The sequence below is a fragment of the Aeromonas dhakensis genome (assembly GCF_002285935.1).
In the GTDB taxonomy this organism is placed as follows: domain Bacteria; phylum Pseudomonadota; class Gammaproteobacteria; order Enterobacterales; family Aeromonadaceae; genus Aeromonas; species Aeromonas dhakensis.
On record NZ_CP023141.1, the window covers coordinates 4,814,252 to 4,839,850 of the forward strand.

Genomic DNA, 25,599 nt, shown 5'->3' on the forward strand with positions numbered 1-25,599 from the left:
AAAAAGGCGCCTCAGGGCGCCTTTTTCGTGGGCTGTTGCTGGGGCTGACCCGGCGTCACACCGCCAGGATCCCCCTGTATATAGATGTCGCGTCCATCCTGCTGATAGGGCCGGTAGTAATTCCCCCCGCAGCGATAACTGCCACCAGCATCGCTCATCAGCTCGCAGTTCACCGGCAGCACCTCCAGCCACTTGATGGCCTGCTGAAAGCGCAGCCACTCCTGCCACTCATGTTCCTTCGCCAGCTTGTCGCGCAGGGCAAAGGTATCCGCGCTGGACATTCCCTGGTTGACGATGACAGGCCCCGCCGCGGCCGGCAACGTGGCCAACAGCAGCAACAAGGGTGTGATTCGCTTCATGACGGTTTCCTGCATGACTTATTTCCAGAATTAAATTAAAAGCCCGATCAATCTGTTATCAAAATCACAAATGCCAGACTCATCCAAAATCGGCCAGCTCACCTAGTTGTTTATTATCACCCCGAGCAGGATGCACATCATGAAACTGGCACAAGGTCTGTTGTTGAGTCTAGTGTTCGCGTCCATGGCCGGGGCCAACGAGGTCACCCTGAGCTGGCAGTGGCAATCGGCCGACGGTCAGCAGAAGCATCTGCAGTTGAACGCGGACGAACGGGTCATCGCCGCCAGCCGCCACGAGATGACCCTGCTCGATGCCTCCCTCAACTATCCGCTGGAGACCCTCTACTCCTACATCAGCCCGCGGCTCTACAACAGCATCAACCTCATCAACCAGACCAGCCCCGAGACCGCCACCAAGTTTCGCAATCTGGAGCAGGCCTTCACTCTGCACGACGACAGCATGGAGTCGACCCTGTTCTGGCAGGCCTATCAGCAATATCAGGACGACGCCTTTTATCAGATGCGGGTGGTGCCCTGCGTTCACCCCGCCAACCGCAAGCTGCCCTGCGTGCGCCCCAACTATTCCCAGCTGTTCTACCAGTTCAAGGGTGACCTGAGGCCCCTGGCGAAACAGTTCCTGGCCAAGGATCTCGCCACCAGCGTCGGCCTGCTGCAGGAGTGGCTGAGCGGCATTCCCACTCCGCCCGAGCAGATGGATCATTTCGCTCCGCCGCTGCAGGCCTTGCAGAACAACAAGGCGGACAGCGACGAGAAGGCGCTGCTGATGGCAAGCCTCTTGGCCGAGCTGGCCCCCCAATACATGCTCAGCATCATCTATCCGAACATCAGCATCGGCAGCGTCTCGCCAGCCTGGCTGGCCATCACCGCCGACAGCGGTTTGAAAGGGGATACAGTGGTGATCGGCAATCAGCGTCACATACTGCTGACCGGCTCGCCCCTGCTGGCCCAGCAGATGACCATGGCCAAGATCCCGCTGGTGAGCGAGCCGCTCTACTGAGGCCTATCCCCTTCCTCAAGTCTGGCTGCAGAGCGCGGCCAGACTCCTCAAACCAGTTTATAAGCAATTGATTTTTATCGACTGCGTGCCATCCTAGCCGCCTTTGCCAGCCAGCCCCCGTGCTGGCGGGCAGTCGAACACCTCAATGCCGGCTTTTATTTAACACTTTTTAAACAGATCCGATCAGTTTAGGATGAGTTCGGCCCCATTCCCTCAATGCAAAAATCGTTATAACATAACAAAAGGAGTGTCATCAGGATGAAACATCTCGTACTTACTCTGGCGCTGCTGCCAACGCTGGCCTTGGCTCACAACATCAAGGAGTCGGCCCAGGTGCCGCTGGTCAACATCGGCGACAAGGGTGAGCTGGTACTGAAAGAGAAAGAGATCGGCTATCAGCCCTGGCAAAGCAAGGTACTGACCGGCAAGGTCTTTCTGATCCAGCACATCGCCGGTCGCTCCAGCGCCAAGGAGCTCAACGCCCCCATGATCGAAGCGATCAAGGCGGCCAAGCTGCCCCACGACAAGTACCAGACCGTCACCATCATCAACAGCAATGACGCCATCTGGGGCACCTCCGGCTTCGTGAAGAGCAGTGCCGAAGACAGCAAGAAGGAATTCCCCTGGTCCGCCATGGTGCTGGATGCCAAGGGCATGGCCCGCAACGCCTGGGATCTGGCGCCGGAAAGCTCGGCCATCATCCTGCTGGACAAAGAGGGCAAGGTGCTGTTCGTCAAGGACGGTCAGCTCGATGCCAACAATATCGCTACCGTGATGGGGCTCATCCAGTCCCATCTCTAAGCCAGAGAAAAGGGGCGCTGATGGCGCCCCTTTGATAGGGGTCTATGGGTCGTACCAAGCTGAAAATCTGGTTGCTGCTGCTGGGCTGGTTGTGGTTGCAACCCGTGCTGGCACAACATCCGCTGGAAGCCGACCTGCCCGGCCACAACCACGCCTGCGTCCTCTGCGCCCTGCATCTGGATGGCAAGCTGGCACTCACCCCGACCCTGGTCATCCCCTCTTCACAAGTCGTCATCGGCAAGCGCCTTGACGCCGCCTTGCCCAAACCTCATGCCACCCCCTCAGGTCAGTGCCGCATCCGCGCGCCGCCACAGCTTCATCGCTTATCCGGCTAAATCCATTTTTCAATAAACTTTTCAAAGGATTAACGATGAAAGCAGTCACCCTGTTACTGGCGGCCGCCGCATTTGGCGTGCAGGCAAACCACGATGAACACGACAGTCACGGCCACGGTGCCCACGAACACGGCCACGGCCACCTCAACCTGGTGCTCGACGGCAACCAGCTGATGATCGAGCTGCAGGCCCCCGCCGCCGATCTGGTGGGCTTCGAGCACGCCGCCAAGAGCGATGAAGAGAAGGCGCAATACGCCAAGGCCGTGGCCCAGCTCAAGCAACCCGATGCCCTGCTGCGCCTCGACCCGGCCGCCGGCTGCACGCTGACCCAGCAGGCGTTGCAGGCCGCCAAGGAAGATCACGACCACGACCATGACCATGACCATGACCATGACCATGACCATGACCATGACCATGACCACCAGAAGTCTGACGGCAAACACGACGAACACCAGCACGACGATGCCGGTCACGCCGATATGGGTGCCATGTACACCTACACCTGCGCGGAGCCAGCCAAGCTGACCGGGCTGGAAGCCACCCTGTTCAGCGTCTATCCGAGCCTGGAGAAGCTGAGCGTGCAGGGCATCCTGCCCACAGGCCAGACCGCGGCCGAGCTGACCCCCTCCGCCAACCAACTGAGCTGGTAACGCCATGAAAAACGCCGTGGTTGAGATCCGCGATCTGGCCTTTGCCTGGCCGGGTCACGAGGTTGTACTCGATCTGCCCGCCCTCACCATCGGCGAGGGGGAACGGGTGTTCATCAAGGGACCGTCCGGTTCGGGCAAGTCGACCCTGCTCGGCCTGCTGGCCGGGATCCAGACCGCCAACCACGGCACCCTGGAGGTGCTGGGCCAACCGCTGGCCCGGCTCTCTGGCCGGGCCCGTGACCACTTCCGGGCGGCCAATCTGGGTTACATCTTCCAGCAGTTCAACCTGCTGCCGTTTTTATCCGTGCAGGACAACGTCACCAGCGCCCTCACCTTCTCCCCCGAGAAGCGGGCCCGGCTGCAGGGCAGCCCGGCCGAGGAGGCGCGCCGCCTGCTGCGGGAATTACAACTGCCCGAGGAGGCGCTGCACAGGCCCGTCCATGCCCTCAGCATCGGCCAGCAGCAACGGGTGGCCGCCGCCCGCGCGCTCATCGGCTCACCGCCGCTGGTGATCGCCGACGAGCCCACCTCGGCGCTGGATACCGACAACCGGGCCGCCTTCATCAAGCTGCTGTTCGAGGAGTGCGACAAGCAGGGCTCGACCCTGATCTTCGTCAGCCACGACCCCTACCTCGAACCGCTCTTTCCGCGGGTGGAGAACCTGCAACAACTGAACAGGAGGGCAACATGCTGAAACTCGCCCTGCAAAGCCTCTGGGCCCGCCGCCTCACCGCCGGGCTCACCCTGCTGGCGGTCGCCATCAGCGTCACCCTGCTGCTCGGGGTGGAGCGAGTGCGCAATCAGGCCCGCGAGAGCTTCGCCAATACGGTTTCGGGCACGGACCTCATCGTCGGCGCCCGCTCCGGCCAGGTGAACCTGCTGCTCTATTCGGTGTTTCGCATCGGCAATCCCACCAACAACGTGGGCTGGGACGCCTATCAGGCGATCAAGCAACAACCCGGCATCGCCTGGACCATCCCGCTTTCCCTTGGTGACTCCCACAAGGGGTTTCGCGTGCTTGGCACCAATGGCGACTACTTCACCCACCTCAAATATGGCCAGCAGCAGGCACTGGTCATGCGTGAAGGGCGAGCATTCGAGACGCCGTTCGAGGCGGTGCTCGGCGCCCAGGTGGCCGAGAAGCTCGGCTATCACCTGGGGCAGTCCATCGTCATCGCCCACGGCGCCGGCAATACCTCGTTCAGCCAGCACGACAACCTGCCGTTCAAGGTGGTGGGGATCCTGGCACCGACCGGCACCCCCATCGATCGCACCATCCATGTGCCGCTGGCCGGTATCGAGGCGATCCACCTGGGCTGGGACACCGGCCGTCACAGCAAGAACGTGACCGCCGAGCAGGCACTGGCGCAGGATCTCACCCCCAAGACCATCACCGCCTTCATGGTGGGGCTCAGCAACCGGATCCTGGCGTTCCAGCTGCAACGCAGCGTCAACACCTACCGGGGCGAGCCGCTGATGGCGATCCTGCCGGGGGCCGCCCTGCAGGAGCTGTGGAGTCTGATGAGCGTGGCGGAGACGGCGCTGTCGGTGATCGCCGGCTTCGTGGTGGTGGCAGGCCTCATCGGCATGCTGACCACCCTGCTGGCCGGCCTCAACGAGCGGCGCCGTGAGCTCGCCATCTTGCGCTCCCTCGGCGCCGGCCCCTCCCACCTGTTCCTCCTGCTGGCGCTGGAGGCGATGGCCCTCACCACCGCCGGCATCGCGCTCGGGGTAGCCGCGCTCTACCTGGGCCAAGCCCTTGCCACCCCCTGGCTGCTCGGTCACTATGGCCTGCAATTGAGCCTGGGGCTGCCAAGCGCCCACGAGTGGCAACTGCTGGGGCTGGTCTGGCTGGCCGGCATGGTGATAGGCCTGTTGCCCGCCGCCCGCGCTTATCGCTACAGCCTGAGCGACGGCATGAGCATTCGCGTCTAGCCAGGCGCCCATAAAAAACGAGAAGGACAGATGATGAAGTGGAGAATCGTGGCGCTGCTGGCCGCCCTGCTGACGCTGCCGGTCATGGCCGCCGACTACAAGACCATCGACTGGGATGTGCTCATTCCGGAAGGTGAAAAACTGCTGCCCCCACCCCAGGTGAGCCACGATGGCAATCTTGCCTCTGTGCCCCAGCCGGTGGGCGGGGTCAACAAGAAGCTGGACGGCCAAGAGGTGCGCATCCCGGGCTTCGTGGTGCCGCTGGAGGGGGACGCCAAGAAGATCACCGCCTTCCTGCTGGTGCCCTACTTCGGCGCCTGCATCCATGTGCCGCCCCCGCCCACCAACCAGGTGGTCTACGTGAGCTACCCCAAGGGAGCGCCGGTGGACGACCTGTGGGACGCCATCTGGGTGAAGGGCAAGATGCGCACGGTCAGCTCCAGTCACGAGATGGCCACCGCCTCCTATTCGCTGGAGGCGGTCGAGGTGAGCGTCTACGAAGAGCAGTAACCAGGCACACGGCCTCCCGCGGGAGGCCGTTTTGTTATCCACGACGGCAAGAACCCGGCCAGCCCCTGCCTGAGGGATTGCCCGCCATCCCGGTTGGAGTAACATTCAAGGCTAGACCTTGCGATCACGGAGCCAGCATGGCTGACCTGCCCCCGCCCAAGAAAGAGAGTTCCATCCTGAGCAGCCAGGAGCAGACCCTGCGCCTGGCCCGCAGCCGCGGCATCGACGGCATGCTCATCCGCAACAGCGACAGTACCTTCGAGCAGCGCGCCGCCTTTCGCCAGCTGGCGGATCAGGCCGCCCGCCAGCGCAACCTGGAGTCCATCATGGTGATGGCCTCCCGCCACTGCGAGGAGACCGCCGCCGGCGGCGAGATGGACAGCGACTGGCTGACCCACTTCCTGCAACTGGCGGAAGACATCAGCATGGTGCCCATGCAGCAGCTGTGGGGCCGCATCTTCGCCATCGAGATCGCCACCCCGGGCCGCTTCTCCATCCGGGCGCTCACCACCCTCAAAGAGATGACCCAGCGCGAGGCCCAGCTGTTCCAGCGCATCTGCTCCCTCTCCTGCCACTACGTGGGCAGCGACGAGCAGCGCCTGCTGCTGGGGCTGCACAAGGGGGCCAGCCTGCTCAGCCGCGCCCGGGTGACCCGGCTCGGCCTTGGCAAGTACCGTATCCCCTACAACGCCCTGCTGCAGCTGTTCGAACTCGGCCTGCTGCACCGGGGCGAGCTGGAGTCCGGCCCGCTGCCCGCCGACGGGGTAGAGCTGGAGTTCGGCGATCAGCGCTGGCGCCTGCAGCGCAAGCAGGCCAACATCACCCTGCTCTACTACCGGCTGACCCCGGTCGGCAACGAGCTCGCCCAGCTGCTGCAGGAGCCGCCGCTGGAGGAGTACCTGCAGGATCTGAAAACCGTGCTGGTGCAGGGGCTGCAGATCGAGACCATGATGCTGACCCCGCCCGCCGGGCCTGAGCCGGCCCCGACCGAACCGACCCCCTGATCCTCCGGAGCCCGTCAGGGCTCCGCTGTTTTGCGCCTCCCGCCGCCGCTCGCGAAATGGCGCCGCCGTTGCCAAAACGGTTCCTGAAATGCAAATCCGCCGCCTCTGACTCGTCAGCCCCGCGCCCGCAGATCCGCTCGCCACCGGTCATCGCCCCCCGCCGTGCCGCATGAGTGCCGCATGATCGACGATTTTCACCCCCGCTGGTGCAGCCCTTGCATTGGTGATGACTCCTTCCCCACAACCCGGTTTCGGAGCACACCATGAGAGTCAATCAGCCTGTCACCCAGCATGAGCGTCGCTATCCCGAACACCAGCACCTCATCTCCACCACGGATCTGGAGAGCCGTATCACCTACGCCAACGAGGAGTTCTGCCAGATCGCCGGCTTCACGCTGGAGGAGCTGCAGGGGGAGCACCACAACCTGGTGCGCCACCCGGACATGCCCAAGCAGGCCTTCGCCGACCTCTGGCACCATATCCGGGCCGGCAAGAGCTGGATGGGGCCGGTGAAGAATCGCTGCAAGAACGGCGATCACTACTGGGTCAGCGCCTTCGTCACGCCGATCAAGGATGCCCACGGCAAGGTGGTGGAGTATCAATCGGTGCGTACCGCCCCCAGCGAGGAGATCAAGCAGCGGGCCGAGCGCATCTATGCCGGGCTGCGCGCCGACAAGGCGCCGCTGGCGCTCCGGCTGCCGGCCTTCTCCCACACGCTGGCAATCACCCTCTGCCTGCTGCCGAGCCTGGTGGCCATGATGGCGCTGGGGTATGAGCAGGCCTCCGGCTGGCTGCTGGCCCTGGCCGTGCTGCCTTTGCTGCTGGCGGCCATGATCACCCAGGCCCTGAACCGTCGCCTCGGCAAGCTCGACAAGCTGGCCCGCAGCCGCTTCGACAACCCGCTGATGCAGCTGCTCTACACCAACAAGGTCGACAACATCGCCGCCATCGAGCTCGCCATGCTGATGAACCAGGCCGAGTTCAACGCCGTGCTGGCGCGCACCCAGCAGACCTGCAGCCGGATCCTGCACTCGGCTGAAGGCGATCTGCGCAATGCCGAATCCATCACCAGCAACCTGCAGCAACAACAAGCCGAGACCAATCAGGTCGCCACCGCTATCACCCAGATGGCCGAGTCGATCCGCGAGGTGTCCCACAGCTCCACCGCCGCCTCCGACCTGCTGGATGAAACCGCCGACCTGTTCCGGGAAGGCAACCGCAGCGTGCAGGAGACCATAGGGGCGGTCGAGGGGATGCACGGCGAGATCGCCACCTCCAAGACGGTGATCCACACCCTGGCGACCCAATGCCGGGATATCGACGGCATCCTCGACGTCATCAACAGCATCGCCAACCAGACCAACCTGCTGGCCCTCAATGCGGCCATCGAGGCGGCCCGTGCCGGTGAGGCGGGCCGCGGTTTCTCGGTGGTGGCAGACGAGATCAGATCCCTGGCCATCAAGACCCAGGCCTCCACCGGCGAGATCCAGAAGATGATCAACCTGCTGCAAACCAGCGCGGCCAACGCCGAGCAGGCGATGGAAAAAGGGGGGGATCTCTCCGCCAGCTGCCAGCAGAAGGCCTCCGCTACCGGCACCATACTGCAGCAGATCAACAGCATGTTGCAGCAGGTCGCCTCCGGCAGCAGCCAGATAGCCCAGGCCGTGCAGGAGCAGTCCCAGGTCACTGCCGACATCGATCGCAACGTGCTCAGCATCAAGACCCTGGCCGATGACTCCAGCGTCGGCAGCCAGCATGCCGTCCACGGCATCAACCAGCTGGTACGACAGCTGAGTGACCTGGATCGACTGGTACGCCAGTTCCAGCAACAACCCGCCTCTCCACAACTTGCCAATCCCAGCCCTGCCGGCCAGGTGGTGCTGGCCCGCTGATCCCGAGACCGTGCGCTAACAACAAAAAGGGCCCCTGTCGTTACCGACAGCGGGCCCATTTATCTCTGGTGGGAAACGCAGATCTGACCGGGCCGGGATGCCCATGCCATCACTGGCCCGGCCTTGATGCCCTCGCCCTGGCTTCTGCACTACACCTCACTCAACAGCGTGACGCCCCCCAGTTCATTCCCCCGTCCAAATGCGCAGCGAGCATTGAGAAAGTACGGACGCTGAGACACCCCTATCGCCCGCCCCCCCCATGGCAGCTCAATTTATTGATCTTGCCCGAGAAATCACTCACTCCCCCTTCCCTCACCAGCTCCGTTCGGTAACATGGCCATCAGATCCCCTCTTGTCGGAGTCAGCCATGAACCAGACCGGAGCCACACCACAGGGAAGGAGCAGCAGACTGGAGGCTGGAATTCAGGGGCGGTAGCCTTGCTTGAGGAATAGCCACGCGGGTGGCGATCTGCTGCGCGTTATTAAGAAGGATGACAGCCCTGATTTTGTTGGCGCCATTATTTCACTGCCCAGGTGATAGAGCTAAAAGAGCGCGTTACACCCTGCTTAGCTACTAATTTGACTGGAAACTCTTCGCCATAAAAGGCAGCATTTCCCTTCAGACATGATACGCCAATGCGTAATATCTCCTTGGCGCATTAAAAAATTAAAGAATTCAGAGGAAACATGAACAACACAGACGCAGTACCGCCATATGAGACTAAGGAAATAGGCACACCACTGGATTACACATCTGACATGTACCGCGTCTATTTCGAGATTCGTGATCATGATGGTATGGCCAAGGAAATCATCTCTGGTTTTCTGGGCCCCGCACGGGCTGAAAAAATAGTAACCTTGGCCCATGGCTATGAAATGGAGCTCCCCATTCAATGCATACCAGAAATAATCAGGCTGCTGGCAACTGAAAACATAGCGATATATCAGGTCGTTCGTTATGCAAAAACCAATAACAGCTGGGGCTAGTATCATTACCATGATGCCATGGTAACCTGCCCCACTTGCATTTTATGGACTCGGCAGGATTTCTGCGCTCTGCATGGTTGCGCCTTGTCCTGATCGCCAAGGGTAAAATGAGAATGCGAACAATATATTTATTTTTGCTCTTTTTGACATGCTCGACAAGCGCCCAAGAGGTCATGACTCGCACTGCCAGCAGGGATGATAGTTCGCCTATCTCCTATTACTTGGTCCAACATTCCCATGATACAGATACCTTGCTATTGATTCTGCAAGGCTCTGATTGCAACAGCGTGCTTAACATAGACTCGATACTTTCCGACTATAAAAATGTTTGGCCAGAAGCTGATATTCTACTAGTCGAAAAGTACGGCATTGACAGCCAATTAAAATACAGTACCGATCCGGCACGCAAGGATTGCCCTGCTCAGTACCTTGAAAAGGACAGCCCTGCGCAGCGGGTCGCGGATATCAAAACGGTGCTCGATATCGTTCGAAAAGATGGGCAATACAAGACATTTATTCTCTTGGGCGGCAGTGAGGGGGCCGTTATCACCAATCTGGTGACCGCAGATATTGACTATATTGATGCCACCGTTGCCTTTAATGGTGGTGGCCGCTGGTTTATCGATGACGTCTCACACAGTATCGCTGCAAAGCATAACAACCCCGCAGCGGCGAGAAAAGAGATCAACGATTTCAAAGGGTTTGCCGAGCATGTTCTTAACAGTAAACCATTTGAGCTTGAGGTGAGTGGACACGGTTATCATTGGTGGCGGCAGATGCTCTCCATCGATCAGCTTGATACCCTTAAAAAAGTAAATTCTCCTTTGCTGATCATTCAGGGTGGAATGGATACCTCGGTATCACCGCAAAAAACAGATGAAATGATGCAGCGCCTTAAAGAACTCGGGAAGAACAATATCGAGTATCTGCGTTACGAAGAGCTCGATCATGGACTAAAAAATAGTGACGGGACAAGCCTTCGCAAAGAGGTCGTCAGCGATATAAATATTTGGTTAAGGTCCAAAATAGATAATCCTACCAATTAATCCAGCGGCAACTGATTGAAGCGGGGCTTAGCAGGCTGGAGACTGAAATTCAGGGGTGGTCACGTGGTGTTGTAGGTTGGCGCAGAGCGAAGCACAACGGACGAGCATGATCACGTAAACCAGAGCTGGATAAAGATGTATGGGGTCGTTCGGTAAAACAAATTTGCAGATACATTTCGCAGTAAACGTTAGGCTTCACTTCGTTCAGCACCAATCTACGATTTTTAGCCCAACATACGAGATAGTAAATAATAAAAGGTTATCAATAAATGTCGATAGTTATATCTCAGCAATCAACTTGGCCAGTGCAAGTAGTAGACTATTTAGACCGTAACCACCTCAAGTTTATTGGTTGGGAAACTTCCGGTGTGGATAGGGTGTCAGCGTATGTATATGACCACGCTATCCTAGAGTTTCGTAGTCTTTTAAAGGAATTTTCACTTATTGGCTACCATTGTACAAAATTAACACATTACGAAATTGAAGATATTCGTAAGAATGGTATGAAGTTACAATGCGGTGAATCTCTAAGGCAAAGAGTACTAAGATTAGAGTCAGCTCAAGAAATTGAGCGGGCGGTGTCTCAAAAGCTGTTAGCCCGTAATCAAGCTGACGATAGTAATAGAGCGTTTATGTTGTGGTTTTGCTTCTTTGAGCCTCACCTTGCTGGCTTTTACGGTATCCATCGATTTTTTAAATCGTGGGGTGGCGAAGCTCTTTACAATAGCCATGAAAATCAAAAAATAACTGGCGATGCCCTAAAAGAGATTGGTATTCCTTGTGTCATTAAAGCGAATGTTGCTATCAGCTCGCTAAAAGAAAGCTATTATCCATGTTCAGCGCTTATTCGTTCCTATTTACAGGAACGAGGCTATCTGATTAGCAATAGCATTGAACACGAGGGATATAGCACTGAAGACATTAGCTCAAACCAAATAGAAGCAATATACCTGCATCCTAGCGATGAGTTTATTCAACTAACTAAATGCAATGAATGGAGCGGGGAATTAGCCCTATAACAAACTTTTCAAAGCAACTATTGGGCCCGACCATTTTTTGTTTTTTGTAGGTTGGCGCAGAGCATAGCGAAGCCCAACGGACGAAAATAACCACCTAAACCAGAGCGGGATAAAGATGGATTGGGCCGATCGGTAAAAAATTTGCAGATACATTTCTGGTAAACGTTGGGCTTCACTTCGTTCAGCACCGACCTACCATTTTTAGCTCAACATACGAGATGATGAGTCATGTTAATAAAGCCACCGTTTATACGGCGGCTTTATTGAACTATTTTTTATCACTGAGTGCTTTTAGAACATCCATGATAAAGCTAGCCTTGTCTATCTCTGGCTCACTCTTAGAGAAAACTTGAGTTATGAGCCTGATTTTAGTGTCACGCTTGAACTCTAGTTTTTCCCGCTCAGTCATATGCTCACATTCAATGGAGTTAGTTATTTGTTCTGCCAAAATGGCGGCCTTAAGCATTGCCATTTTCTCATTATTAAGAGAGACGATATGCTTAACCAAGAAAAAGAAAACACCCGATAAACCGCCAATAATCAGGGTGGTGGCTGTAATCAGCGGCAATCTACTGAGAAGAATATCCCAAGCACTAACATTACCCAAAAATGGCACCATATACATAAAGCTCTCACCATTCCCGTATATGTATCTTGCCATAAAAGCTAACGCGATAAATGTAGAAATAGCCAAGAAATAATATGGCTTTAACTGTTTAGACGTTTCATTAGAGTGCCCCACCATATCGAGGGTGGTAAGATTTTTTTTCCGATTAGCAATAGCTAACTCTTGCTGTACCGCCTTTAGGGCATCGCTCGCTTTCTCAGTATCGACACCCAACAACTTAAGTTTATTTTCTTCTTTCTTGTACAAATCCGTCTCAACGGCGATTCTTTTCTCTATCGCGATTAAATTTTCAGACTCATCGGCAATATCTTTTGAAAGCTTTACATACTCCCGATTTGACTTGTCGATGTCATTTCTGACTTTTTCCAGAGCATTCTGACTGTGAGCTAGACTATTTTCTGCGTTGGACCGCTCTTGCTCTAATATGCTTATATCACTAGATATAGAATCAAACAAGCCTCGCTTAATATCGATAAAACCATTAATATCATCAAGCTTACCTTTAATCTTTTGCATTTCGATAAGCGGTATTTCTCTAGCTCTGTTTAGAGCATCTTTCGCCCTATCAAACTTTTCCGGTTCAGTAAGCAGCGCAGAGGTGCTCACCACACCCACAGAGCAAAATGTACTGTGCTTTGGCAAAATGAGCCCCAACGCAACATCATATATTTTATACTTGGAGAAAGGCGGACTATCACGAGGAAATTCGGTTGTTCTTTTGGTTGCAAATCTCTTATCTATACCGCGGAAGGATATAAGCCTAACCGCCCCTTCATTTTCAGATTTAGACACCCCGAAACAAGTAAGCTCTGAGACAATAACTGGAGTCGAGAATAGTACAACTAACTCACCGTGAAGGGCACTTTCGTCATAGTTTGCAAGCTTTAAAGCTTCATTTGCAAAAGCAACCTCCTGTTGAGTGAAAAATTCAGGGTTGAAATTACTATGTATACGGATGAGAGCCTTACTAGTTTCAGGCGTGTAGATTGTAAAAAATGAGTTTAAGGCCTGAGTATATTCCTGAAAAGATTTAACTATTTCATTAATATCGACACCACTAAACACCTCAGAAAAATCAACGTTATCGGAAACGTCATTCTTGCTTTCAGTCACCGCCCCACCCCCTCTGTTTTTAGCTCACTCACAACAATCGCCAGTTTACCACTTTTGTAATAATCGATGTATTTCATGAGTGAAATTGGGGAACTCACCGTTCTGAACGCCACATAATGTGGCCAACCGACTGGCGAACTATCCCCATTGTCACAGACGGGCACTGTATTGGTCCCCTCTGATTCGCCGAGACGAGGCCACTGCACCAAGTCGCGAGACAGGGATATCGAGCGAGCGGTGGCGGGCCATGGAGGGCCCATCGGCACGTACCGTCGGTGCTGTGGCTAAGATGAGGGAACTCGATGAAGGAGAGAGAATCGGCGGAAGACCTTTCTTTTGGTGACTTTTCGTTGGCCACGCAAAAAAGTCACTCGCCACAGCCAGCATGGCGGGCTACTCCCCTTCAAGGGCAATGACCTCGCACCCTATGCTACGGCAAAGCCGCATCAAGATGCACATCGTAGGCCAGAAGCGCGACCGAGCTCCCCAAAAATCAACCTCAGTCGATCAAACCCCGCTGCCGAAGGGCAGTCAGCAACTCATCCACCAGCACTTCCACAGGTTTACCAGCATTCAGCAGATGAATTTCCGGCTGCTCGGGTGCCTCGTAGGCGGAGTCGATACCGGTGAAATTGCGAATTTCCCCTGCCCGCGCCTTCTTGTAGAGTCCCTTGGGGTCGCGCTCTTCACAAACGGCGAGCGGCGCATCGACAAACACTTCGACAAACTCCCCTTCACCCACGAGCTTGCGCACCAGCTCCCGCTCGGCACGAAACGGCGAGATAAAGGCGGTGAGTACGATAAGGCCCGCATCCACCATGAGTTTCGCCACCTCGCCAACCCGGCGGATATTCTCCTGGCGGGCGGCGTCATCGAAGCCGAGATCACCACAGAGGCCGTGGCGCACGTTGTCCCCATCCAGCAGATAGGTGTGCTTGCCCTCGGCCGCCAACGCCTGCTCCAGGGCCCCCGCCAGGGTGGACTTGCCCGCCCCGGAGAGGCCGGTAAACCAGATCACCAGAGGCTTCTGTCCCTTCTGCTCGGCCCGGCTCCGTTTGTCCACGGCATGGGCATGCCACACGATATTGCTCATTCACACTCCTTGCTTGGCGCGCGCGCCTCAATGCTGAAACGGTCTGGCTCCCTGGAGCTCAGCCTCTGGCCACTCGCCACTGACGGGGGCCACGGTCGTCGTGTATTCCTATTCCCTGCAAAGCTCAGTTGCGCCGCCTTAAAACGGAAACAGCAGGGGCACCATGACGATCACCCCGATGCTGTAGGCCAGGGAGACCGGCAGGGCCAGCTTGAGGTAGTCCGGCATCTTGTAGTTGCCCGCCGCATAGACCATCAGGTTGGTCTGGTAGCCGTAGGGCAGGATAAAGCTGGAGCTCGCCCCGAACAGCACCGCCAGAATGAACGGCATGGTCGAGACATCCATGCTGAGCGCCAGCTGGTAACCCATGGGGAAGGCCAGGGCCGCAGCGGCGTTGTTGCTCATCAGCTCGGTCAGCACCAGGGTAAACAGGTAGATGCCGATAAAGGCGATGATGGGGCTGGCGCCGTTGAACTCCCCCATCAGCCAGTCGGCGATGAGCTTGGCCAGGCCGCTTTTTTCCAGCTGATCGGCGATAGCCAGCGCCCCGCCCACCACCAGCCAGATATCCAGCGGAAAGCGGCGGCGGATCTCGTCCAGGGTCAGGATGCGGGAGAACAGCAGCACCACCAGCATCACCAACAGCCCCTTGAACAGCGGCACCAGATCGAGCACCGACAGGGTCAGCACTCCAAGGAACCCCGCCACCACGGCGGCGCTGCGCGTGGCATCGAGCCGGGTGGAGGCCTCCAGCCCGCTCACCACCACGAACTCGCGGGAGAGGGACTTGTTGCCCGCAAACTTGGGGCCGGGGGCCAGCAGCAGGGTGTCCCCTGCGTGCAGTTCAATCTGGCCGAGGCCGCCGGTGAGCTGGGTTTCACCCCGGCGCACCGCCAGTACCACCGCATCGAAGTGGGTGCGAAACTCGGCGTCCTTGATGGTCTGGCCCACCAGCCGCGAGCTGTGGCTGACGATCACCTCCACCAGGTGCTGGCCGTTGAGGCGGTGCTGGCCGTAGAGATCCAGCCCCTTGAGCTCCTGCAACACGCCGACGCTCTCCACGTCGCCGCAAAACAGCAGCATGTCTCCCTCGTGCAGCTCGTGTTCCGGCTGCACCGGGCAGATCACCTGGTTGCCACGAATGATCTCGGCAAGATAGAGGCTTTTCAGGCTGCGCAGGCCGTTCTCCTTGACGCTGCGCCCGGCCATGGGGGAGCCGGGGCCCACCTTGGCCTCGAGAAAATAGCCGGATTCCCGGCTCATCTCGGTGTCCTGCTCCGGCAGGTGGCGGGCAAACAGCAACACGGCGATGAGGCCGGTCAGCAGGGTCCCCGCCCCCACCATGAAGAAGTCGAACATGCCGAGCGGCTTGGCCCCCATCTTGATGAGGAAGCTGTTGACGATCAGGTTGGTGGAGGTGCCGATCAGGGTCAGCACGCCGCCAAAGGTCGCCGCGAAGCACATGGGCAGCAGCAACCGGGAGGGCGCATGGTTGGGGTTGCGCTTGACCGCCCCCAGCATGGAGGCCACCACGGCGGTGTTGTTGACGAACGCCGACAGGAAGGCGGTGGAGAACCACACCTTCACCAGCACCTTGTTAAAGGAGCCGGTGCCCACCAGGTTGGCGAACCAGCTCATGACCCGGGTCTTTTCCACCGCGAGCGACACCAGCAGCAACAGCACCAGGGTCAGCAGGGCGCTGTTGGTGTAGCCCGCCACCACGGCGTTGATGTCCGCCAGGCCGCTCAGGTAGGTGATGAGCACGGCGCCCGAGAAGAGCAGCGCCGGCCGGAGTTTGCCCTGGATCAGCAGGGCGACGAGGGCAGCCAGCAGACCCAGCACCAGGGATTGTTGCCAGGTCATGGGCTTACTCCTTGCCGGAATCGTTGCTGATGGTCAGCGCCTGCCAGTGGGGGAAGTGCTTGCGCACCAGAGCGTTGAGCTCGACTTCGAACTCGCTGTATTGCCCTGCCACCGCCTTGGCCGCCAGCCCTTCCACTATCATGCCCGCGCCCACGGTGACGTTGGTCAGCCGGTCGATCAGGATAAAGCTGCCGGTGTCGCGGATCTCCTGGTAGGGATCGAACGCCACCGGGTCGGTCAGGCTGAATTCACACAGGCCGATCTCGTTGAGCTTGAGCTCGGAGGCCGGCAGCTCGTCGAGCTTGTTGATCTCGATACGGTGGCGGATGGCCTCCACCTGGCCACGGCTCTTCTTGGTCGCCAGCTTGACGTCATAGACCCGGCCCGGCTGCAGGGACTCCTCCCCCATCCAGACGATGTGGGCCAGCACGTTCTGGGTCACCTGGGGCTTTTTCGCCGCATCTACCAGCAGGTCGCCCCGGCTGATGTCGATCTCGTCCGCGAAGGTGACCGTGATGGCCTGACCCGGCAGGGCGTACTCCAGATCCCCGTCGAAGGTGACGATACGAGTCACCGTGCTCTCTTTGCCGGACGGCAGCACCGCCAGCTTGTCGCCGACCCGCAGGATGCCGGAGGCCAGCGTCCCCGCGAAGCCGCGAAAATCGAGGTTGGGGCGGTTCACGTACTGTACCGGCAGGCGCACCGGGTGACGCTCCAGCTCGCGCTCCACTTCGGCAGACTCCAGCAGAGAGAGCAGGGTTTCGCCCTGATACCAGGCCAGCTTGTCGCTTGGGTTGACCACGTTGTCACCGTCCAGCGCCGAGACCGGCACGATATGGATGGTGTCAACGCTGAGCTTCTTGGCGAATTCGCGATACTCCAAGCTGATGCGCTCGAACACCTCCTGGCTGAACTCCACCAGATCCATCTTGTTGACCGCCACCACGAACTGCTTGATGCCAAGCAGGCTCGCGATAAAGCTGTGGCGGCGGGTCTGATCCAGCACCCCCTTGCGGGCGTCGATCAGGATGATGGCCAGATCGCAGGTGGAGGCGCCGGTGGCCATGTTGCGGGTGTACTGCTCGTGGCCCGGGGTGTCCGAGATGATAAATTTGCGCTTGGCGGTGGAGAAATAGCGGTAGGCCACGTCGATGGTGATGCCCTGCTCGCGCTCCGCCTGCAGGCCGTCCACCAGCAGCGCCAGATCCAGCTTCTCGCCGGTGGTGCCAAGCTTCTGGCTGTCGGACTCCAGCGCTTTGAGCTGATCTTCATAGATCTGCTGGGAGTCGTGCAGCAGGCGGCCGATGAGGGTGCTCTTGCCATCGTCCACGCTGCCGCAGGTGAGAAAGCGCAGCAGGCTCTTGTGTTGCTGGGCGTGCAGGTAGGCTTCAATGCCCTGTTCGCTGATGGCGGTCTGAATGTGGTTGTTCATGTTGCGATTCCTTAGAACATTTTTTTAGAAATAGCCCTGACGCTTCTTCTGCTCCATGGAGCCGGCCTGATCGTGGTCGATAAGCCGCCCTTGCCGCTCGCTCGAGGTGGTGATCAGCATCTCTTCGATGATCTCCGGCAAGGTGGTGGCATTGGACTCGATCGCCCCGGTCAGCGGGTAGCAGCCGAGGGTACGAAAGCGCACCAGCTCCTGCTTCACTTCATCTTCCGGGCCGATGGGCATGCGCTCGTCATCCACCATGATCTTGATGCCATTGCGCTCCACCACAGGGCGATGGGCCGCAAAGTAGAGCGGCACTATGTCGATGTTCTCGAGGTAGATGTATTGCCAGATATCCAGCTCGGTCCAGTTGGAGAGCGGGAACACCCGGATGCTCTCCCCCTTGTTGACCTGGCTGTTGTAAACGCGCCACAGCTCCGGGCGCTGGTTCTTGGGATCCCAGCGGTGAGACTTGTCGCGGAAGGAGTAGACCCGCTCCTTGGCACGGGATTTCTCCTCGTCGCGGCGGGCACCACCGAAGGCGGCGTCGAAGCCGTATTTGTTGAGCGCCTGCTTGAGCCCCTCGGTCTTCATGATGTCGGTGTGCTTGCCGCTGCCGTGCACGAAGGGGTTGATGCCCATGGCGAGGCCGTCCGGGTTCTTGTGAACGATCAGATCCAGCCCGTACTTTTTGGCGGTCTCGTCACGGAACTTGATCATCTCCTTGAACTTCCAGTCGGTGTCGACGTGCAGCAAGGGAAACGGGATCTTGCCCGGATAGAAGGCCTTGCGGGCCAGGTGCAACATGACGGAGGAGTCCTTGCCGATGGAGTACATCATCACCGGGTTTTCAAATTCGGCAGCCACCTCGCGGATGATGTGGATGCTCTCGGCTTCCAGCTGCTGCAGATGGGTCAATCTTTCACGGTCCATGTCTGGGTCCTCGGTTCATTGCTGACGCGCCTGGTCGGTACGCGGTCTTGGTTCAGGTCGGTGCCGCCTTGGCAACACCGTCAAATCGATTCGGGTCTCGGCCTCAGGCCAGGCTCACCAGCTTGAGCTCGTGGCCGCTGTCGGCCCCCTGCCCCTGCGCCGTCTCGCCAAACCAGGCGAGCTGTTTACGCAGGGCAACCACCTCGCCGATGACGATAAGGGACGGGCTCACCGCCTGGGCGGCCAGCTCGGCCAGCTCCGCCAAGGTGCCGGTCAGTACCCGCTGCCGCGCCGTGGTGCCACGCTCGATGATGGCGATGGGGGTGGCGGCACTTCGGCCATGGTTCACCAGCTGCTGCTGGATATGCTCGGAGCGCATCAGCCCCATGTAGATGACCAGGGTCTGGCTGGTGGCGGCGAGCTGCTGCCAGTCGGGCTCCTTGCCCTCCTTCTGGCAGTGGCCCGTGATGAAAACTGCGCTCTGGGCATGGTCGCGGTGAGTGAGCGGAATGCCGGCATAGGCGGTGGCACCGGCGGCGGCTGTGATACCGGGCACCACGGAGAAGGGGATGCCCTCCTCGGCCAACACTTCCAGCTCCTCGCCACCACGGCCGAACATGAAGGGATCGCCCCCCTTGAGCCGCACCACCCGGTTGCCCGCCCTGGCGTATTCCACCAGCAGGCGGTTGGTCTCCTCCTGCGGCACGCTGTGGGCACCCGCCTTCTTGCCGACCGACACCAGGGTCGCATCGCGGCGCACCAGGTCCAGGATCTCGGCGGAGACCAGCTGGTCATAGAGCACCACCTCGGCCTGTTGAATTTGTTGCAGCGCCTTGAGGGTCAACAGGCCCGGATCGCCGGGGCCCGCCCCTACAAGTACCACCTCACCCACCTCGGTCCGGGCCTTGTCCAGCCCCTCGTTCAGCCAGCTCTCGGCCCCTTGCCAATCTTCTTTCTCAATCAGACCGGCCAGGGTGTTGGAGGCAAACGCCCGCTCCCAGAAGCGGCGGCGGTCGGAAATGGAGGAGAGCACCCGCTTGGCCCGGTCGCGTACCCGACCGGAGAGCTCGGCCAGGCCGCCGAGGTGGCGAGGCAGCAGGCTCTCGAGCCGCTCGCGCAACAGGCGCACCAGCACAGGCGCCTTGCCGCCGCTGGAGACCGCCACCATGATGGGGCTGCGATCGATGATGGAGGGGAAGATAAAGCTGGAGCGCTTGGGGTCGTCCACCACGTTGACGAACAGACCGAGCTGGTTGGCGCTCTGATAGACCAGAGCGTTCACCTCGAGGTCGTCGGTGGCGGCTACCACCAGGATCTGGCCGGCCAAGTGGGCCGGGGTGAAGCGCTCCGCCAGATGGGTGAAGCGACCGGCAAATTCATGGAAGTCGGGTTCCAGCTCGGGGGAGACCAGGGTCAGCCTGGCACCGGCCGCCAGCAGCAGGCGCGCCTTGCGCAGGGCCACTTCGCCCCCACCCACCAGCAGCACAGGGCGACCGTCCAATTTGGCAAACATCGGCAAATAATCCATTTCGGCCCATCCCTCGGAACACGACTAATATGGGGCGACTATAGGCAGGGCTGCTTATCCCTCAAAATAATAAAAAATGCTTTTTAATGCGTTTTAGTAATTAACAAAGCCGTATGATGACAAAGGCGCTTGTGGTGCCGTACACAAGGCCATAGGCTAGTGAAAGTGTTTCATAAGGAGCTAAATGATGAATGAGTCATTGATTGTGCTGGGGATCTTTGTGTTTCTGGTACTTCTCACCCTGAGCGCCGGCATCAAGATAGTGCCGCAGGGTTACAACTGGACCGTGGAGCGCTTCGGCCGCTACACCCGCACCCTCTCCCCCGGCCTCAACCTGCTGATCCCCTACATAGATCGCATCGGCCACAAGATCATCATGATGGAACAGGTGCTGGACATCCCGGCGCAAGAGGTGATCTCCCGCGACAACGCCAACGTGACCATAGACGCCATCAGCTTCGTGCAGGTGGTGGATGCCCGCAAGGCCGGCTATGAGGTCAATGACCTCACCAGCGCCATCCGCAATCTCACCATGACCAACATGCGGACCGTGCTGGGCGCCATGGAGCTGGACGAGATGCTCTCCCAGCGCGACACCATCAACGAGAAGCTGCTGCGCACCATGGATGCGGCCACCGCCCCCTGGGGCATCAAGGTGACCCGGATCGAGATCAAGGATGTACGTCCGCCGCTGGCGCTGGTCGAAGCCATGAACGCCCAGATGAAGGCCGAGCGCCAGAAACGGGCCGAGGTGCTGGAAGCCGAAGGGGTGCGCCAGTCCAAGATCCTGAAAGCGGAGGGGGAGAAGCAGTCCCAGATCCTCAAGGCCGAGGGTGAGCGTCAGGCCGCCTTCCTCGCCGCCGAAGCGCGTGAGCGGGCCGCCGAAGCGGAAGCCAAGGCGACCCACATGGTGTCAAAAGCCATCGCCGAAGGGGATCTGCAGGCCATCAACTACTTCGTGGCCCAAAAATACACAGAGGCGCTGGCCCGCATCGGTGAAGGCCCCAACAGCAAGGTGGTGATGATGCCGCTGGAGGCGGGCAGCCTGATCGGCGCCGTGGCCGGCATGGCCGAGCTGTTCAAGGATGGCAAGGGCGGCAAGTCATGACAGCCCTGTTCGAGGGGCTGACCCACTGGCACTGGCTGGGGCTCGGCTTCGTGCTGCTGGCCATCGAGGTGCTGGGCTCGGTGGGCTTTCTGCTCTGGACCGGCATCGCCGCGCTGGAGGTGGGCCTGCTGCTGCTGGTCTGGCCCTTCGGCTGGCAGGCCCAGCTGCTGCTGTTCGCCCTGCAATCCCTGCTCACCACCTGGGCTTGGTGGCGCTGGCAGCACCGCCGGGATCGATCGGAGCAGGATGCCGCCGCCCCCATCAACGAGCGGATGCAGGGGTATCTGGGGCGCGAGCTGGTGCTGCTGGATGACGTGACTCAGGGGATGAGCCGGGTACACCTGGACGACACCGCCTGGACGGTGCGCTGCAGCCAGCCACTGCTCGCCGGCAGCAAGGTGCGGGTGACGGGGCATGACTCCCATATCCTGCTGGTGGAGCCGCTGTCCTGACACGAGGGCTGGCACCAGTGACCAACAACAAAGGGCTCCGCGGAGCCCTTTTTCATTCTCTTGCAAGCCGTACCGGCGGGTTAGAAGGCGTCGCTGTCGAGGGCGGCGCGCAGCAGATCCTTCCAGCTGATGATGCCGACCAGGGCGCCGTTTTCCAGCACCGGCAGGCAGGAGACGTTCTTCTCCAGCATCAGCTTGACCCCTTCCCGCACCGTGAGCTGGGGAGCGATGGTGATGGGGTGGCGGCTCATGATCTGGTGAGCGCGCCGGTTGAGGGTCTCGGTGTCGCGGCTCATCTCGGCCTCGGAGTCGAGATAGGGGCTGATGGCGCGAAACAGGTCGCGATCGGAGATGACACCTACCAGCTCCTCTTCTTCCAGCACCAGCAGGTGGCGAAAGTGGGCCTGCTCGAAGATCTCCTTGATGACGCTCAACCTGTCGTCCATGGATACGGTGGCGACCCGGGTCGTCATGATGTCCCTGATATGCAGCATGCTAGCCTCCACCGTCATACTGTTTGATAGTTCTGTTATGACATGTTTTTGTGGTGCCAGCCAGTAGCAGGCCCGTACCTAAAGTGCAAACCGGCGCCATTTCACGTAAGATCCGCGCCAGTTTTTCTCCTTCATTTGAGCCAAGCAGACCAATCCATGATAGTTGCCAGTCAAATCGAACTGATCCGCGGCGGCCGCAAGCTGCTGGACAACGCATCCGCCACCATTCACCCCGGCCACAAAGTGGGTCTGGTGGGCAAGAACGGCTGTGGCAAGTCCACCTTTTTTGCACTGGTACGGGGCGAGCTGGCCATCGACAGCGGCAGCTTCAGCCTGCCCGCCGGCTGGCAGATTGCCGGGGTGGCACAGGAGACCCCGGCGCTGGACTGCTCCGCCCTCGACTACGTGATCGACGGCGACAAGGAGTTCCGCGCGCTGGAGGCCGAGCTGGCCCAGGCCGAGCGGGATGACAACGGTCTGCTGGTGGCCGAGCTGCACGGCAAGCTCGACACCATCGGTGCCTACAGCATTCGCGCCCGCGCCGCCGAGCTGTTGCACGGCCTCGGCTTTGGCGACGAGCAGCTCGGCTCGCCGGTGCGCAGCTTCTCCGGTGGCTGGCGCATGCGCCTGAATCTGGCCCAGGCGCTGCTCTGCCGCTCCGATCTGCTGCTGCTCGATGAACCGACCAACCACCTGGATCTCGACGCCGTCATCTGGCTGGAGAAGTGGCTCAAGGGCTATCAGGGCACGCTGGTGCTCATCTCTCACGACCGCGACTTCCTCGACTCTGTGGTGACTCGCATCATCCATATCGAGAACGGCAAGCTCAACGAATACAGCGGCGGCTACTCCGACTTCGAACTGCAGCGCGCCGAACACCTGGCCCAGCAGCAGTCCATGTACGAGAAGCAGCAGCGGGAGATGGCCCACATGCAATCCTATGTGGACCGCTTCCGCTACAAGGCCTCCAAGGCCCGTCAGGCCCAGAGCCGATTGAAGGCCATGGAGCGGATGGAGAAGATCCTGCCCGCCCACGCCGACTCCGAGTTCAGCTTCGAGTTTCGCGAGCCGTCGGCCCTGCCGACCCCGCTGATTGCCATGGAGAACCTCAGCGCCGGTTACGGCGACAAGGTGATCCTGGAGAAGATCAAACTCAACCTGGTACCGGGTTCGCGCATCGGCCTGCTCGGTCGCAACGGCGCCGGCAAATCCACCTTCATCAAGATGCTGGCCGGCTCCAACCCGCCGCTCTCCGGCAAGCTGGAAGTGAGCGCCGGGGTGAGCATCGGCTACTTCGCCCAGCATCAGCTGGAGACCCTGCGCCTGGACGACTCACCCCTCGATCATCTGGTGCGCCTCGCGCCGGACAAGACCGAGCAGGAGCTGCGCAACTACCTGGGCAGCTTTGGCTTTCACGGTGACAAGGCGCTCGACAAGGTGGCCCCCTTTTCCGGTGGCGAGAAGGCGCGGCTGGTGCTGGCCCTCATCACCTGGCAAAAGCCCAACCTGCTGCTGCTGGATGAACCGACCAACCACCTGGATCTGGAGATGCGCCACGCCCTGACCATGGCGCTGCAAGGGTTCGAGGGCGCCATGGTGGTGGTCTCGCACGACCGTCACCTGCTGCGTACCACCACAGATGACTTCTATCTGGTGCACGGTGGCCGGGTCGAGGCCTTCGACGGCGATCTGGACGACTACCACAAGTGGCTCGGCGAGCAGGAGAAAGAGGCCAACGCCAAACAGGACGACGGCGTCGTCTCCGCCAACTCGGCGGTGGCGCGCAAGGATCAGAAGCGGCGTGAGGCGGAGTTCCGGCAAGCGACCCGGCCGCTGCGCCAGAAGCTGGAGAAGCTCGAAACCAGCATGGCGAAGCTGCAGGCCAAGCTGGCCGCGGTGGAAGAGCAGCTGGCCGATCCCGCCATCTATGAAGAGAGCGCCAAGCAGAAGCTCTCCGAGCTGCTCAAGTCCCAGGGCCCCATCAAGGAGGAGCTGGAAGGGGTGGAGCTGGAGTGGATGAGCCTCTCTGAGGAGCTGGAAACCATGGAGCAAGCCTTCTTTGCGTGACGAACAGCTGATGACGAGCGAGCGGATCGACGCCCATGAACTGCCGGGCCCGCTCGACTTCTGGCACTGGAGCGGCGAAACCTACGGTGCGCGCAGCCAGGATTGGCTCAGCGTGCAGGCGCTGGGGGGCAACGTCAACCTGGCCCTGTTGCTGCACCGGCTGGATCAGTGCGGGATCCCGGTGGACCTGACCGACCTGCAACCGGCGCTGGTGCAGACCGAGGCGGTGCTCGGCCCCTGGCGCACCCTGCGTTCGAGCGCCAAGGCGCGGCTTGGCGAGCAGGAGTATCAGGCCATGCTGGCCCACGAGCTGGAGCTGGAGCGGCTGCAACAAGGGGTCCTGCTGCAGACCCTGCGCAGCCTCACCCTGTTTCGCGGCAACAGCCGCAACTTGTTGAACTATCTATCGTTACTGGGGGCCCAGCAGGGCCCCCTCAGAGACCTAATATGCTGAGTTATCGCCACGCCTTTCACGCCGGCAACCACGCCGACGTGCTGAAACACGCCGTTCAGGCCCTGATCATCGAGTCCCTCAAGAAGAAGGAGAAACCCTTCATCGTGCTGGACACCCATGCCGGCGGCGGTCTCTACGACCTGCGCGGCGACTGGTCGCAGAAGAAGGCGGAATATGCCGACGGCATTGGCCGGCTGTGGGATGAGCGGGCCCAGTGGTCCACCATGGCGCCCTATCTGGGCGTCATCGAGGAGATGAACAGCGATGGTCAGTTGCGCTACTACCCCGGCTCGCCGGAGCTGTCCCGCCGCCTCGCCCGCGAGCAGGACAAGCTGGCACTGATGGAGCTGCACAACAACGAGGTGGAGGACCTGCGCGCCAACATGGGATACGACCCCCGCGTCGCCGTGCACCATAGGGACGGCTTCGAGGGGCTGGTGGCCCTGCTGCCCCCCACTCTGCGCCGCGGCCTGGTACTGATCGACCCGCCCTATGAGCTGAAGGAAGATTACTTCGCGGTAGTCGATACCCTTAAAAAAGCGCAAAAACGCTGGGCCACCGGCATCTACGCCCTCTGGTATCCGATCCTCGGGCAAGAGGCGGACAAGTCCCGCGACATGCTGCGCGCCATCAAGCGGGAAAACTTCGGCAACGTGCTGGTGGCCGAGCTGGAAGTGGCCGGGCAGACCGCCGACTGGGGTATGAACGGCTCAGGCATGCTGATAGTGAGCCCGCCCTGGCTGCTGGACGAGCAGATCGAAGCCTTCCTCAAACCCCTCTGTGCCAAGCTGGCGCAGGGCGCCGGCGCCCAGTACAAGGTGGAGTGGCTCAACAAGGCCGAGGCCTGACCGTTCATCCGCCACAAAAACGACAAAGCC

At 59.6% G+C, this 25,599-nt stretch carries 25 protein-coding genes; 17 read left to right on the forward strand and 8 right to left on the reverse strand.

Annotated features, from left to right (window positions below):
• Nucleotides 1-11: 11 nt before the first annotated feature.
• The gene (locus tag CK627_RS22200; protein ID WP_010636249.1) at nucleotides 12-374 is read right to left on the reverse strand and encodes a hypothetical protein; all 363 of its coding nucleotides are present in this window, start codon (nucleotides 372-374) and stop codon (nucleotides 12-14) included.
• 124 nt (nucleotides 375-498) lie between these two features.
• On the opposite strand from CK627_RS22200, the gene CK627_RS22205 reads away from it, so the two are divergent.
• The 12 genes from CK627_RS22205 (at nucleotide 499) to CK627_RS22770 (ending at nucleotide 11,556) form a co-directional block, all read left to right on the forward strand.
• Nucleotides 499-1,377, forward strand: coding sequence for a hypothetical protein (locus CK627_RS22205; protein WP_042051354.1), 879 nt, complete (start codon nucleotides 499-501; stop codon nucleotides 1,375-1,377).
• A 258-nt stretch (nucleotides 1,378-1,635) separates the two neighbouring features.
• Nucleotides 1,636-2,178, forward strand: a complete 543-nt coding sequence (locus CK627_RS22210) for a YtfJ family protein (protein WP_010636247.1) — start codon at nucleotides 1,636-1,638, stop codon at nucleotides 2,176-2,178.
• A 44-nt stretch (nucleotides 2,179-2,222) separates the two neighbouring features.
• The gene (locus CK627_RS22215; RefSeq protein WP_095593403.1) at nucleotides 2,223-2,513 is read left to right on the forward strand and encodes a hypothetical protein; all 291 of its coding nucleotides are present in this window, start codon (nucleotides 2,223-2,225) and stop codon (nucleotides 2,511-2,513) included.
• A 35-nt stretch (nucleotides 2,514-2,548) separates the two neighbouring features.
• Nucleotides 2,549-3,163: a DUF2796 domain-containing protein gene (locus CK627_RS22220; RefSeq protein ID WP_095593404.1), complete on the forward strand. Its 615-nt coding sequence runs from the start codon at nucleotides 2,549-2,551 to the stop codon at nucleotides 3,161-3,163.
• A 4-nt stretch (nucleotides 3,164-3,167) separates the two neighbouring features.
• A complete protein-coding gene (locus tag CK627_RS22225) occupies nucleotides 3,168-3,857 on the forward strand; it encodes an ABC transporter ATP-binding protein (protein WP_005304683.1) in 690 nt (229 codons plus the stop codon).
• Nucleotides 3,851-5,098, forward strand: coding sequence for an ABC transporter permease (locus CK627_RS22230; RefSeq protein ID WP_017766291.1), 1,248 nt, complete (start codon nucleotides 3,851-3,853; stop codon nucleotides 5,096-5,098). The genes CK627_RS22225 and CK627_RS22230 overlap by 7 nt, the downstream gene beginning before the upstream one ends.
• A 30-nt stretch (nucleotides 5,099-5,128) precedes the next feature.
• Nucleotides 5,129-5,608: a DUF3299 domain-containing protein gene (locus CK627_RS22235; protein ID WP_095593405.1), complete on the forward strand. Its 480-nt coding sequence runs from the start codon at nucleotides 5,129-5,131 to the stop codon at nucleotides 5,606-5,608.
• Between the two features lie 137 nt (nucleotides 5,609-5,745).
• On the forward strand, nucleotides 5,746-6,612 hold the full coding sequence (locus CK627_RS22240) for a TIGR03899 family protein (protein WP_095593406.1): 867 nt from the start codon (nucleotides 5,746-5,748) through the stop codon (nucleotides 6,610-6,612).
• A gap of 263 nt (nucleotides 6,613-6,875) precedes the next feature.
• Nucleotides 6,876-8,504 (forward strand): methyl-accepting chemotaxis protein, encoded by a 1,629-nt coding sequence (locus tag CK627_RS22245; protein ID WP_095593407.1) that lies wholly within the window; start codon nucleotides 6,876-6,878, stop codon nucleotides 8,502-8,504.
• A 687-nt stretch (nucleotides 8,505-9,191) separates the two neighbouring features.
• Nucleotides 9,192-9,491, forward strand: a complete 300-nt coding sequence (locus tag CK627_RS22250; RefSeq protein ID WP_174704188.1) for a hypothetical protein — start codon at nucleotides 9,192-9,194, stop codon at nucleotides 9,489-9,491.
• Between the two features lie 173 nt (nucleotides 9,492-9,664).
• The gene (locus tag CK627_RS22255) at nucleotides 9,665-10,537 is read left to right on the forward strand and encodes an alpha/beta hydrolase family protein (RefSeq protein WP_254425336.1); all 873 of its coding nucleotides are present in this window, start codon (nucleotides 9,665-9,667) and stop codon (nucleotides 10,535-10,537) included.
• Between the two features lie 269 nt (nucleotides 10,538-10,806).
• Entirely contained in the window at nucleotides 10,807-11,556 is a 750-nt protein-coding gene (locus CK627_RS22770) for a hypothetical protein (protein ID WP_157737217.1), read from the forward strand.
• A 268-nt stretch (nucleotides 11,557-11,824) separates the two neighbouring features.
• Here the strand turns inward: CK627_RS22770 and CK627_RS22260 are convergent, their stop codons facing one another.
• From CK627_RS22260 to cysG, 6 genes are all read right to left on the reverse strand, one after another.
• Complete coding sequence (locus CK627_RS22260; RefSeq protein ID WP_095593408.1) at nucleotides 11,825-13,297, reverse strand: hypothetical protein; 1,473 nt, start codon at nucleotides 13,295-13,297, stop codon at nucleotides 11,825-11,827.
• 499 nt (nucleotides 13,298-13,796) lie between these two features.
• Nucleotides 13,797-14,390 (reverse strand): adenylyl-sulfate kinase, encoded by a 594-nt coding sequence (cysC, locus tag CK627_RS22265; protein ID WP_095593409.1) that lies wholly within the window; start codon nucleotides 14,388-14,390, stop codon nucleotides 13,797-13,799.
• A gap of 138 nt (nucleotides 14,391-14,528) precedes the next feature.
• Complete coding sequence (locus CK627_RS22270) at nucleotides 14,529-16,253, reverse strand: SLC13 family permease (RefSeq protein WP_010636237.1); 1,725 nt, start codon at nucleotides 16,251-16,253, stop codon at nucleotides 14,529-14,531.
• 4 nt (nucleotides 16,254-16,257) lie between these two features.
• On the reverse strand, nucleotides 16,258-17,685 hold the full coding sequence (gene cysN / locus CK627_RS22275) for a sulfate adenylyltransferase subunit CysN (protein WP_095593410.1): 1,428 nt from the start codon (nucleotides 17,683-17,685) through the stop codon (nucleotides 16,258-16,260).
• Nucleotides 17,686-17,709: 24 nt separating this feature from the next.
• Nucleotides 17,710-18,618: a sulfate adenylyltransferase subunit CysD gene (gene cysD, locus CK627_RS22280; RefSeq protein ID WP_005304721.1), complete on the reverse strand. Its 909-nt coding sequence runs from the start codon at nucleotides 18,616-18,618 to the stop codon at nucleotides 17,710-17,712.
• Nucleotides 18,619-18,721: 103 nt separating this feature from the next.
• The gene (cysG, locus tag CK627_RS22285) at nucleotides 18,722-20,146 is read right to left on the reverse strand and encodes a siroheme synthase CysG (protein ID WP_095593411.1); all 1,425 of its coding nucleotides are present in this window, start codon (nucleotides 20,144-20,146) and stop codon (nucleotides 18,722-18,724) included.
• 187 nt (nucleotides 20,147-20,333) lie between these two features.
• Here cysG and CK627_RS22290 point away from each other — a divergent pair, with 187 nt between their 5' ends.
• The gene (locus CK627_RS22290; protein WP_005304750.1) at nucleotides 20,334-21,254 is read left to right on the forward strand and encodes an SPFH domain-containing protein; all 921 of its coding nucleotides are present in this window, start codon (nucleotides 20,334-20,336) and stop codon (nucleotides 21,252-21,254) included.
• Nucleotides 21,251-21,706 (forward strand): NfeD family protein, encoded by a 456-nt coding sequence (locus CK627_RS22295; RefSeq protein ID WP_095593412.1) that lies wholly within the window; start codon nucleotides 21,251-21,253, stop codon nucleotides 21,704-21,706. The genes CK627_RS22290 and CK627_RS22295 overlap by 4 nt, the downstream gene beginning before the upstream one ends.
• 80 nt (nucleotides 21,707-21,786) lie before the next feature.
• Here CK627_RS22295 and CK627_RS22300 read toward each other — a convergent pair whose 3' ends face one another.
• Entirely contained in the window at nucleotides 21,787-22,200 is a 414-nt protein-coding gene (locus CK627_RS22300; protein WP_005304756.1) for a CBS domain-containing protein, read from the reverse strand.
• A gap of 156 nt (nucleotides 22,201-22,356) precedes the next feature.
• Here CK627_RS22300 and CK627_RS22305 point away from each other — a divergent pair, with 156 nt between their 5' ends.
• From CK627_RS22305 to CK627_RS22315, 3 genes are read left to right on the forward strand one after another with little or no spacing between them, the layout of a single operon-like run.
• Nucleotides 22,357-24,267: an ABC transporter ATP-binding protein gene (locus CK627_RS22305; protein WP_095593413.1), complete on the forward strand. Its 1,911-nt coding sequence runs from the start codon at nucleotides 22,357-22,359 to the stop codon at nucleotides 24,265-24,267.
• Complete coding sequence (locus tag CK627_RS22310; protein WP_167385407.1) at nucleotides 24,260-24,721, forward strand: DUF2390 domain-containing protein; 462 nt, start codon at nucleotides 24,260-24,262, stop codon at nucleotides 24,719-24,721. Before CK627_RS22305 ends, CK627_RS22310 begins: the two co-directional genes overlap by 8 nt.
• On the forward strand, nucleotides 24,715-25,569 hold the full coding sequence (locus CK627_RS22315) for a 23S rRNA (adenine(2030)-N(6))-methyltransferase RlmJ (protein ID WP_095593414.1): 855 nt from the start codon (nucleotides 24,715-24,717) through the stop codon (nucleotides 25,567-25,569). The genes CK627_RS22310 and CK627_RS22315 overlap by 7 nt, the downstream gene beginning before the upstream one ends.
• Nucleotides 25,570-25,599 lie beyond the last annotated feature (30 nt).